General features: G+C 71.2%; 9 protein-coding genes. 5 read left to right on the top strand and 4 right to left on the bottom strand.

Features of this window, described 5'->3' with window-relative positions:
• The 4 genes from KBY81_RS14955 to KBY81_RS14940 form a co-directional block, all read right to left on the bottom strand.
• Positions 1-972: CocE/NonD family hydrolase (locus KBY81_RS14955; RefSeq protein ID WP_396103810.1), on the bottom strand; the 972-nt coding region annotated here is incomplete at its 3' end.
• 56 nt (positions 973-1028) lie between these two features.
• Positions 1029-1403, bottom strand: coding sequence for a hypothetical protein (locus tag KBY81_RS16660; protein ID WP_219904221.1), 375 nt, complete (start codon positions 1401-1403; stop codon positions 1029-1031).
• 63 nt (positions 1404-1466) lie between these two features.
• On the bottom strand, positions 1467-1868 hold the full coding sequence (locus KBY81_RS14945) for a DUF4332 domain-containing protein (RefSeq protein WP_254970848.1): 402 nt from the start codon (positions 1866-1868) through the stop codon (positions 1467-1469).
• A 6-nt stretch (positions 1869-1874) separates the two neighbouring features.
• Entirely contained in the window at positions 1875-2339 is a 465-nt protein-coding gene (locus KBY81_RS14940) for a DUF2518 family protein (RefSeq protein WP_254976923.1), read from the bottom strand.
• Between the two features lie 113 nt (positions 2340-2452).
• Here KBY81_RS14940 and KBY81_RS16655 point away from each other — a divergent pair, with 113 nt between their 5' ends.
• From KBY81_RS16655 to KBY81_RS14915, 5 genes are all read left to right on the top strand, one after another.
• Positions 2453-6742, top strand: a complete 4290-nt coding sequence (locus KBY81_RS16655; RefSeq protein ID WP_254976922.1) for a translocation/assembly module TamB domain-containing protein — start codon at positions 2453-2455, stop codon at positions 6740-6742.
• Between the two features lie 35 nt (positions 6743-6777).
• Positions 6778-7692 carry an ROK family protein gene (locus tag KBY81_RS14930; protein WP_254976921.1) on the top strand — a complete coding sequence of 305 codons (915 nt, stop codon included), beginning with the start codon at positions 6778-6780 and terminating at the stop codon, positions 7690-7692.
• 20 nt (positions 7693-7712) lie between these two features.
• Entirely contained in the window at positions 7713-9032 is a 1320-nt protein-coding gene (locus KBY81_RS14925) for a glutamate-5-semialdehyde dehydrogenase (protein WP_254976920.1), read from the top strand.
• Positions 9029-9391, top strand: a complete 363-nt coding sequence (locus KBY81_RS14920) for a dihydroneopterin aldolase (protein ID WP_254976919.1) — start codon at positions 9029-9031, stop codon at positions 9389-9391. Before KBY81_RS14925 ends, KBY81_RS14920 begins: the two co-directional genes overlap by 4 nt.
• Positions 9392-9490: 99 nt before the next feature.
• Positions 9491-11595: tetratricopeptide repeat protein (locus KBY81_RS14915; RefSeq protein ID WP_254976918.1), on the top strand; the 2105-nt coding region annotated here is incomplete at its 3' end.

Here is an 11595-nt window from a genome sequence, read left to right as displayed (position 1 = left end):
CTCCGCCGCCGCGGGGCTGGCGGCCGCCGCCGGGTCCAGGTTGTGCCAGGTGGCCGTGGCGGCGCACTGCAGGCGGATCGGGGCCGCGGCCGCGCCCTGGTGAGCGGTGGGATCCGCCGGGCCCCGGCGGGGCGGTGGATCCTGCAGATGGCGGCGAAAGAAGGCCAGCAGCTCGCGGTCAAGCCCCCCGCCCCAGTCGAGATGGCTCCAGGCGCCGATGACCAGCTCGGGGTCGCCCCCGGCGCCGCGGGCCCGCTGCCAGAGGTCGAGCACGCCCCTCAGATGGGGATCGTGCCAGCCGCCGACCAGCAGCAGGGGCCGCCGCAGCAGGGCCGGCGCCACGGGGTGGACCGTCCAGCCCTCGGGACCGGCGGGGTCGCGCCGCAGCCAGCCCAGGCCCATGCCACGGGGATCGTGGCGTTCCAGCAGGGCCAGTCCCTCCTCGGTGAAGTCCCCGTGCTGGAGGCTGCGGCGGATCTCGCGCCAGCCGGCCCCGTCGCCCCGGCGCCGGCAGCCCTCCGCCGCCAGCTGCAGGGCCCAGCCCAGGCCCAGGGCCCACCAGTGGGCTCCCCCCTCACTGGCCCAGTGGAGTCGTTCATCGAGGCCGCACAGGGCCGGGGCGAGGCAGTCCGGCAGGGCGTCGTCGTTGCCGGCCTCGCCGCCGGCGTTGAGCAGCTGGGTCAGGCCCTGGTAGGAGAAGCCGTAGGTGCCCACCCGGCCGTTGCTGCCCTCGAGGCTCCGGGCCCAGCGGATCGTGGCGTCCCCGTCGGCCGCCTCCTGGGCGAAGCCGCCGAAGTCACCCTCCGAGGCACCGCGGCCCCGCACGTCCTGCACCACCACCAGAAAGCCATGGCTGGCGTACCAGCTGGGGTGGGCGTAGGTCACGGTGGAGGCGATCGCCCGCCCGTAGGGCTGGCGCATCACCAGCACCGGCCAGGGACCCTCCCCGTCGGGATGCCAGAGCCGGCTCATCAGCCGGACCCCATCCGCCAGCTGCAGGGTGGCGTCCCGGGTCCGGACCACGGGCTTCAGAACACCGTGGAGCAGTGCAGGCCGATGACGTAGGTGGCCAGCACCTCCGCATCCATGGGACTGAGGCCGCGGCTGCTGGCCAGGCTGGCGATCGACGCCTTCGATGTGGCCGAGACGCCCTGGGCGTTCAGCTGGCGGAACTGCTGGCAGAGACTCTGGGCCAGTGCGGGGTTCTGCTTCACCGATTCCAGCAGGGCGGACTGGGCCCGCACGCCGGGAACGGCAACCGCGCCCAGACAGGCGACGCCGAGAAGGGCGGTGAAGCAGCGGCGAAGACGGGTGCTCGAGCGGGTGATCAGGGTGTGGCGGCGGTCGTCGCGATGGGGGTGGTTCGTGGCTCTGGGGGGAGAAAGGCGGGTTGTTCGGGGCATCGCTGCCTCCGTCCGTTTTCCCTATTCCAGTCACCCGTGCCGGGGCGGCGCAGGAGCGGAGGGTCAGTTCGGGGAGCGACCGGAGGCCTGCCGGGCCCGGCGGACCCAGGACAGGACCAGCGGCAGGTCGACCGGGGGGACGGCCGAGCCGGTGAGACGGCGCTGCAGCCGGCCCAGCTGCTGCTGCAGCTGCGGCGGATCGGCGGCGGCGAGACCGGCCGGGCTGGCGATGCCCCCATGCAGCAGAAGGGCCGCCTCCTCGGGGGCGAGGCCCACGGCGCTCACCAGCCGGGCCTGGCCGCGCAGAAGAATCAGGCGGGCCTCGCTGGCCTCCCCGGAGGCGGCCAGGTGGCGCAGGCGGGCATCATCCAGACCGGCCAGCTCCTCCCAGCTGTCAATGCCCGCCCGGCGCAGTCGCTGCGCTTCGCGCTTCAGGTGGGGCGCCGGCCGGAACGGGTGGACCACAGGGGTTCAGGCGGCGTCGCCGGGGCGGACAGCCGCCAGATTCCGGGTGGTTTCGGCCAGCACCACGGGCCGGGCCAGCCCCGGCTCGACGGCCTCGACCCGGCGCAGCCGCACCCGCACCGTGCCGCCGCTGCCGCGCCCGCCCCCGCGCAGGTTGCGGGCCACCTGCTCAAGGGTGGGGGCCACCGCCTCACCCTCGAGGCTCGCCGGGGCGGCGGCGATGACCAGATCGGTGCCGTTGTCGAACACGACCGGCACCTGGACCGCCCCCGGCACGCTCACCCGGGGGTTGTAGCTGATGGCGAAGGCGAGGCAGGAGAGCGACAGCAGCACCGTGAAGCTGGTGATCCCCACGAGGCGGAAGCGGATGCCCCAGCGGGCGAGGAAGCCGGCGATGGTGAGCACCGCCAGCACCCCGCTGGCGGCACCCAGCCAGGTACCGGCCACGAACAGGATCGGATCAGCGGCCATGGGGCTGGGGAGGGCGTGACAAGCCCCCTATATTGCGGCCGCCCATGGACGGCAACCGACCCCGGTGGATGCGATGGAAGCCTGACAGTCGGCCCTGGCCCGCCCGCCGACGTGTGTGGAAGGGGCTTCTCGTCGTCGGTTTCCTGGGGGCGGGGCTGGGGGTCGGGGTCTTCTGGTTCGATCGCATCGTCGCCGGTCTGTACGGCCGTTTCCGGCCCACCCTGGAGCGCCAGGTGGGCAGGGCGATGGGCCGCCCCCTGCAGCTGGGCCCCTACCGGGGTCTGAAGCCCGACGGGCTCTGGATCGGCCCCAGCCGGTTCCTCCCCGGCTCCAGGGACGCCTCCACGGTGTCGGTCGAGGGAGTGCGGGTGCGCCTCGACCCGCTGGCCAGCCTGGCCCTGCGTGGGTTCGCGCTCGACCTGGGCTTCGAGCGGGCCCGGGCGGAGCTGCGCCGCAACGCCAGCGGCCAGTTCTGGGTGCTCGGCTCGGTTCCCCCAGGGCGGGAGCCACCGCGCATCGACCTGCGTCTGGGTCTGCTTCAGCCCGCCGACCTGCGGGTGCGGGGCGCCGGAGCGACGTCCCTGCCCCTCGACCTGAGGCTCTCGGGCCAGGTGGCCCTGCGCCTGCACCGCCGCGAGATCGACCTGGGCCTGCGCCTGACGCCCCCCGCCGGCGAGCGGGGCGGCTCGCTGCGGCTGGATGGGGAGGGCCAGTGGCAGAAGCAGCACTGGCAGGGCCGGCTGACCGCCCGCCGCCTGCCGCTGGCCCTGATGCGGCCGCTGCTGCCGGCGGGGGATCGGGTCGGGGGCAGCCTCGCCGGGGAGGCCGACGGACGGGTGGGGCTGCGGATCCGGCGGGGTCTGGCCCGCTGCGAGGGGGGTCTGGAGCTGCGGGACGTGCGCTGGCGCCTGGGAACCGGCGCCACGCCGCTGACGGCGGAGCGGCTGCCCCTCTCCTGCCGTGACCGGGCCCTGATCCTGCCCGCCAGCGTCTGGCGGTTCGGCCCCTGGGGCGGCCGCCTGACGGCCAGGGCCGATGCGGACCGCCGCCTGGCGGTCCAGCTCGAAGCCCAGCCGCCGCCCCGCCATCCGCTCGGACGCCAGCCCATCCAGGCCGATCTGCAGGGGAGCTGGGGGGAGGGCCTGCTGCGCCTCACCCGGCTCGATGGCCGGTTGGGGGGCTCCAGCGTGCGGGCCAGCGGCAGCATCGGCCGCTCCCTGGCCCTGGAGGCCCGCTGGCGCCTCGATCCCGACGACTTCGCCGCCGCCTCCCGCCTGCCGGTGTGGGCGCGCCAGCCCCTGGCCGGTCGCCTGCGGGCGGACGGCCGGCTGGCGACGCCGCGTCTGCGGGTGGAGACGGGCCAGGCCTCCCAGCGCCTCCTGGGGCCCTGGCAGGCGGCACTGGTGTGGAGCGACCGGGTGCTGCGGCTGGAGCGCTTCGGCGCCGATCGTCTCGCGGCCACGGCCCGCCTGCCGCTGGCCTTCCAGGCGGGCAAGGGCCTGGTGGCCGGTCCGCTGCAGGCCCGGGTGGAGGTGCGCAACTACCCCCTGTCCCGCCTGGACCCGCTGCTGGGCACCACCCTCCAGGGCCAGCTGGATGCGGAGGGGACCATCGCCGGCCCTCTGGCGGAGCTGCGTCCCGACCTGCAGCTGCGCCTGCAGCAGCCCGGTGCCGGCCCCCTGCTGCTGCGGGAGACCTGGCGCGGCCGCCTGCGCGACCGATCCCTCGACCTCACCACCGTGGCCCCGACGCCGGACGGCCGCCTCACCGCCCTGCTCGACCGCCGCTGGCAGCCGGTGCGGGCCGCCATCGAACGGAACGGCGGTGTGTTCACCCTGGAGGGCCGGCCGGCGAACTACCGCTGGCTGGCCCGCGCCTTCCCCCTGCGCGGCCTGGCGGTGGCCACCGGCCCGCAGCGCCGCCTGCGTCCCCTGCAGGGGGACCTCAGCGGCAGCGGACGGCTGGGGCTGCAGCCGCTCGGTTTCGATGGCCGCGTGGAGCTGCTCTCGCCTGAGTTCCTGGGGGTCGGAGGACGGCGGATCCAGGCCGACGTGCAGTACGACGAACGCCGCTACCAGGTCAAGGGCGTGATCGAGCCCCTGGGCCAGGGCACGATCGCCGCCACGGTGTCCGGCCGCTGGCGGGGCCCGTTCCGGGCCCGCTTCGAAGCGCGTCAGCTCTCCACGCTCCTGTTTCGCCAGTTCACCGACGCCTGGCCGATCTGGCGCGGCGCGCCGGCCCCGGCCCGCGGGCGGGCCAGTGACCTGGGCACCCTGGTGGTCGACACCATGGCCGGCACGGTCGCCGACCAGCTGCGCGCCCTGGCCGAGGCCGAGGAGCGGGTCGCCGCCCGGGAGCAGGAGGCCAGCCGGGCCAGCCGGGCCGAGAAGCTGGAACGGCTGCAGGCCCGGATCGATGCCGATCTGGTGCTCAGCGGCCCGGACTTCGCCCGCACCCGGGCCGACCTGCGGGCCACCGGCCACCTTTGGTTCAACCAGGGCGACCGGGCCCAGGCCCTCGCCGGCAAGCCCTTCGAGGTGCGGCTGGAGGGGCCGCTCAGCGGCGGCAGCGGTCGCTTCAGCCTCGCCGACCTGCCCCTCTCCCTGCTGGCCCTGCTCACGCCACTGCCGGACAACCTGCGCGGCAGCCTGGCCGCAAAGGGGCGCTACCGGCTGGGCGGCCCCCGTCCCGAGCTGGCCCTCGACCTGGCGCTGGTGGAAGGGCGCCTCGGGGAGCAGGCACTGGAGCTGGAGCGGGGGCGGGTGGAGCTGAGGGACGAAGGGATCGTCCTGGATCTGGCCCTGCGGGCCGAGGGGGCCTCCCGCAGCGTCGACCTGGCGGGCACGATCCCGCTGGTGGCCTCCCAGCAGGGGCTGGAGCTGCGCCTCGCCACCCGGGGCGATGGGCTCCGCTTCCTCACCCGCCTGGGGGGGCAGGCCTTCGAGTGGCAGGAGGGCGGCGCCGACCTGCAGCTGCTGGTGCGCGGCAGCCTCGACGACCCGATCGCCAACGGCTTCCTGCGGCTGCGGGAGCTCCGCTGCCGCTTCATCGGCCAGGAGGTGCGGGAGGTGGACGCCACGATCCTGTTCGACTTCGAGCAGCTGGTGGTGCAGGAGTTCCGCGCCCGGGTGGGGCCCCAGGGGCTGGTGGGCGGCGAGGGCCGCCTGGGGCTGTTCCGGCCCCTCGCCCAGGACCGGACCCTGGTGATGAAGCTGGAGCAGGTGCCGTTCAAGGTGCCGCGGCTGGCGGCGGTGGGGGATGGCCAGCTGCATCTGAGCGGCAGCCTGCTGGCCCCGGTGCTCGGAGGCAACGTGGCGATCAGCCGCGGCACCATCAACGTCCAGCCGGGCCAGCTGGCGGCCAGCGAGCCCGTGTCCGATCAGCCGGTCCAGCCGCGCACCATGCCCGAGCTGCTGGAGTCGAAGTGGAACTTCCAGCAGCCCCTGGTGCTGCTGGGCCCCGATGTGGAGTCCACCACCGCCGAAGCCCTGCGCTCCTCGGTGCCCCGTTTCCCCTACCTGGCCTTCGAGGACATGATCCTGCGGCTGGGGCCCGATCTGCGGGTGGTGATCCCCAACATCGCCAACTTCACCACCGCCGGTCAGCTGCGGATCGCCGGCCGCCTGGATCCCTCCCTGCGGGCCTCCGGGGTGGTGCGGCTGCTGGGGGGACGGCTGAACCTGTTCACCACCAGCTTCAGCCTCGACCCCGACGCCCCCAACGTGGCGGTCTTCACCCCCTCTCTGGGGCTGGTGCCCTACCTCGACATCGCCCTGCGCACCCGCATCTCCGACAGCCTCAGCGTGCTGTCACCGTCCGGGGTGGGGGACGTGGGCCCCTCGGTGCAGAACGCCCCCAACCAGGCCGGTCTCTCGGCCCTCAACCAGCTGAACCTGATCCTGGTGGTGGTATCGGTGAGCGGTCCGGCCGACCGCATCGTCGAGAACCTCAAGCTGCGCAGCAGCCCGCCCCTGCCGCAGGAGCGGCTGGTGGCCCTGATCGGCGGCAACTCCCTGGCGGGTCTGAGCGGCGGCGGGGCCGGGGCCGCCCTGGCCACGGTGGTGGGCCAGACCCTTCTCTCGCCGCTGCTGTCGTCCCTGAGCGATGCCTTCGGCCAGCGGGTGAGTCTGGCCCTCTATCCCACCTACGTGAACCAGGCGATCGACACCCAGCAGGAGGGCACCACCCGGCGGCGGGTGCCGCCCCAGCTGGTGCTCGGCGCCGAGATCGGGGTGGACATCACCAACCGCTTCAGCATGTCGGTGCTGGCGGCCCCGAACCGCTCCGATGTCCCTCCCCAGGTGACCCTCACCTACAAGGCCTCCGACACCTTCAACCTGCAGACCTCCGTCGACACCGAGGGGGCCTGGCAATCGCTGCTGCAGGTGTTCCTGCGCTTCTGAGGGACGGCGGGTGCTCCGCTGGGTAGGGTGCGGCGATGGCGTCGTCCCGCGAACGACCTCCCGGTGAGGCCCAGCTGATCGGCATCGATCTGGGGGGCACGGCCATCAAGCTGGCCCGCTGCGACCAGCAGGGCACCGTGCTCGCCGAGGCCGAGGTGCCCACGCCCCAGCCGGCGGTGCCGGGGGCGGTCTGCATGGCCCTGGCCGAGGCGGTCGATGCGATCGACCCCGACCGCCTCGCCGACCGGGTCGGCATCGGCCTGCCGGGACCCTGCGACGCGGCGGGTCGGGTGGCGCGGATCTCCATCAACCTGCCGGGGTGGCGGGATGTGCCCCTGGCCGCCTGGCTCGAAGCCCGGCTGGGGCGGCGGGTGATCCTGGGCAACGATGCCAACGGTGCCCTGCTCGGTGAGGCCTGGCTGGGGGCCGCCCGCGGTGTGGGCGACGTGCTGCTGCTCACCCTGGGCACGGGCGTGGGCGGGGCGGTGCTGCTGGGGGGCCGGCTGTTCACCGGCCATGGCGGCGCGGCCGCTGAGCCTGGGCTGATCGGCGTGGATCCTGAGGGGCCCCCCTGCCGCAGCGGCAACCGGGGCTCCCTGGAGCAGTTCTGCAGCCTCGGCGGCCTGGCGCGCCTCAGCCCGCTCGATCCGCGCGAGCTCTGCCGCCGCGCCGACGCCGGTGACACCGAAGCCCTGGCGGTGTGGGAGGCCTACGGACGTCCCCTCGGGGTGGGGCTCAGCTCCCTGCTCTACGTGCTCACCCCGGAGCTGGTGTTGATCGGCGGCGGCCTCAGCGCCGCCAGTCACCACTTCCTGCCGGCGGTCTGGCGGGAGGTGGAGGAGCGGGTGCTGGCGGTGAGCCGGGAGGGGCTGGCGATCCGCCGCTGCGAGCTGGGCAACGGTGCCGGCCGGCTGGGGGCGGTGCGGCTGGCGCTGGACCGCTTGGGATGATGGGGGCCATGAGCCAGACCATGACTTCTCCTGCCGGCGTCGTGCCGGAGCCCGACCCCCAGCTGCTGCAGCGGGCCGCGGCGGTGCGCCGGGCCGCCATGGCCCTGGGCCAGGCCAGCGACGCCGAACGCCGTGGCGCGGTGGCGGCGATGGCCGAGGCCCTGGAAGCCGCCAGCGACGGGATCCTGGAGGCCAACCGGGCCGACCTGGCCGCCGCCGAGGCCGAGGGGCTGGCGCCTGCCCTGGTGGCGCGTCTGAAGCTGGATGGCCCCAAGCTGGCGGGGGCCATCGCCGGGGTGCGCCAGGTGGCGGCCCTGGCCGATCCGGTGGGCCGACGCCAGCTGCACACCGAGCTGGATGACGGGCTGGTGCTGGAGCGGCTGAGCGTGCCCCTGGGGGTGCTGGGGGTGATCTTCGAGGCCCGGCCCGATGCGGTGATGCAGATCGCTTCGCTGGCGATCCGCTCGGGCAACGGCGCCCTGCTCAAGGGGGGCCGGGAGGCCAGCCGCAGCTGCCAGGTGATCGTGGCGGCCCTGCAGCGGGGCCTGGCCGGCAGCGCCGTCGCCCCCGGCTGCCTGGAGCTGCTCACCAGCCGCCAGGAGAGCCTGGGGCTGCTGCGGCTCGATGGCCTGGTGGACCTGATCATCCCCAGGGGATCGAATGCCCTGGTGCGTTTCATCCAGGACAACACCCGCATCCCCGTGCTCGGCCACGCCGACGGCATCTGCCATCTGTTTGTGGATCGGGCCGCCGACCCGGCCCTGGCCCTGCGCATCGCCCTCGACAGCAAGACCCAGTACCCGGCGGCCTGCAACGCCATCGAGACCCTGCTGGTGCACCAGGCCATCGCCCCCACCTTCCTGGAGTCGGCGCTGCCGGCCTTCGCCGCGGCGGGGGTGGAGCTGCGCGGCGATCCTGCCGCCTGCGCCCTGGGGGTGGCCCAGGCCGCCGGGCCCGGCGCCTGGGACACGGAGTATTCGGATCTGATCCTGAATGTGAAGGTGGTGGAGGACCTGGAGGCGGCTTTGGAGCACATCCGCCGCCATGGATCGCGCCACACCGACGCGATCGCCACCACCGATCCGGCGGCCGCCGACCGCTTCCTGCGGGCGGTGGACAGCGCCGGGGTGTTCCTCAACTGCTCCACCCGCTTCGCCGACGGCAACCGCTACGGCTTCGGCGCCGAGGTGGGCATCAGCACCCAGACCCTGCCGCCGCGGGGCCCGGTGGGGCTCGAGGGGCTGGTCACCTACCGCTACCGGCTGCGGGGCGAGGGCCACATCGCCGCTGACTACGCCGACGGCACCCGGCAGTTCAGCCACCGCCCCCTGCCCCTGTGACCGAGGCGATCCACGTGCGGGGCCTGCGGGTGTGGGCCCATGTGGGGGTCTACGAGCAGGAGCGGCGCCACGGCCAGTGGTTCGAGCTGGCCTTCTCCCTGGGGGCGGATCTGGCCGCCACGGCCCGCAGCGACGACCTCAGCCAGGGCTACGACTACGGCCGCGGCATCGCGGCGCTGCAGCAGCAGGCGCGCACCGTCTGCTGCCTCACCCTGGAGCACTACAGCGAGCAGATTCTCGACACCCTGGAGGCCTGCTATGGGCCCATCCCCCTGGCGGTGGAGGTCAGCAAGTGCCAGGTGCCGGTTCCCGGCTTCGATGGCAGCGTGGCGGTGAGCCGGCGGCGGCGCTGGGGGTGAGGGGGGCAAGGCGCCTTCACAAGGATTGCCCTTAACTTGATCTACTGATCCTTAGAACTGCGCAGCATGGGCCGCTCAGTGGGACATTGGCGTGGGCCTGTGGAGCTATTCCTTTTGGCTTTTGCTGTGTTTTTTGGTGTTCCGGCGGCTCATGCTGAAAATGAGATCACCAATCCCTCTCATGCGCACTTCGGTTACGCCACGACCATCTCGCAAGCAGAGCTGGCCAAGCCGAAATCTACCGACGTTGAGAACTGGGTTAAGCAAGCTGAAGAGTTGGAGGCGCGGGGTGACAATAGACGTGCGCTTGATGTCCGGCGGAAAATCTTGGCGTGGAGGGATAGGAATCTAGGCCCTGAGCACCCTGAGACGTTCACGAGCCTTGTTCTATTGGCAGTCAGTTACCAGCTTCAGGGAACCTATAGTAAGGCGCTTCCTCTATACCAGCGGGCGCTGGCGATTCGGGAGAAGACGCTGGGACCTGAACATAAGGCTACTGTCGTCAGTCTCAATAATCTGGCGCTTGTTTACGATCGTCTGGGCCGTTATGCAGAAGCTTCATCTCTGTTTAAAAGAATGCTAGTGATCAATGAGAAGACGCTGGGTGCTGAGCATCCAGAAACAGTCTTCTTGCTCGCCAGGATTGCAGGGCTATTGCAGGTTCAAGGCCGTTACGAGGAAGCTGAAAAGGTATACAAGCGCGTGCTTAACACTCAAACTAAAGTCTTGGGGCCCGAGAATTTCAATACGCTCAACACTGTCAGCTCTCTTGCGAGTGTTTACGACCGACTGGCTCGGTATGCCGACGCTGAACCTCTATACAAGCGCAGGCTCGCGAATCAAGAAAAAGCATTAGGTCCGGATCACCCTGAAACAGCATTCACGCTCGCCAGCCTAGCCGCAAACTTCAGGGCCCAGGCCCGCTATTCGGAAGCTGAGCAGCTTCAAAGGCGAGTGAACTCAATCATCAATAAAGAACATGATCCCAAGAATCTCTATTCTCCGACAAGCCTCTTCAACCTCGCTCAGCTCTATTACCAGCATGGCCGTCATGGAGAGGCTGAGCGTCTCTTCGTTCGTGCGCTGGCTATCAATGAGGCTCAGTTTCCGGGGGTCGAAGGCCCTGAGCAGCCCATCACGGTTTCTATCCTTATCGGCCTCGCGAATGTCTTTGTCGACCAAGGTCGCTACGGGGAAGCCGAGCTTATCTACAAACGCGTGCTGGCGAATTCCGAGAAGATGTTCGGAATGGAGCATCCAGACACGGCCCTTAGTCTCAATAACCTGGCATCTCTTTATCAAAGACAGGCCCGATACAGTGAGTCCTTTCCTCTCTTTTTAAGAATCCTGGAGATTAATCGAAAAAGTTTGGGACGAGCTCACCCCGACACGGCAATTAGCCTCAACAGTTTGGCATTGATTTTTTTCAAGTGGGGTAACTATGCACAGGCAGAGCGTCTCTTCACAGTGGCGCTGGACATTCGTGAGAAGTCGTTGGGCCCTGAAAACTTTGCCACGGGAGCCAGCCTCAACAACCTGGCATTGCTGTATGCGAATCAGGGCCGCAGTGACGAGTCCGAGTCTCTCTATCAACGCGCACTGGCGATCAGTGAGAAAGCCTATGGCCCTGAGCATCCCAGCACAATTGTTACTCTCAACAACCTGGCGCTGCTGCACCTGCATCAGAAGGACTACGCCTCAGCCCGTGCCTTGCTGAGTCGCGTGTCGCGAACGCAGGGGAACTGGCTGGTGCGGGAGCTGCCGCTGCAGCCGCGCGAACTGCGGGCGGGGCTGCTGGCGGAGCAGAGCGATGCACCGGCGACGATCTATGCGCTGCTGGATCAGGACCCTGGTGCCAGGGAGCTGGCGCTGCAGACGCGGTTGAACCGCCAGGGTCTGCTGGCGGAGATCGAGCAGCGGCAACAGCGGCTGGCGGGAAGTGGGCCGCAGACGCGTGAACTGGCGGAGCGGATCGCTGGGATCGATCGCCAGCTGGCCTCGGTGAGCCTGCCGGCGGAGCGGCGGCCGGAGCTGCAGAAGCAGCGGCTGCAACTGGAGGGTGATCTGTACCGGTCGTTGCCGAGCCTGCGGATCGAGGCGGTGAGCACGGCGCAGGTGGCGGCGGCGCTGCCGCGGCAGGGTGCGCTGGTGGAGTTCCAGCGGTACCGGCCGTGGCAGGTGGCTGGCGGTGGGAAGGGGGAGTG

The sequence above is a fragment of the Cyanobium sp. Lug-B genome, assembly GCF_024345635.1.
GTDB classification, from domain to species: Bacteria; Cyanobacteriota; Cyanobacteriia; order PCC-6307; family Cyanobiaceae; genus Cyanobium; species Cyanobium minutissimum.
The sequence above is the reverse complement of the archived record's forward strand: the minus strand, read 5'-3'. Positions and strand labels throughout refer to the sequence as shown.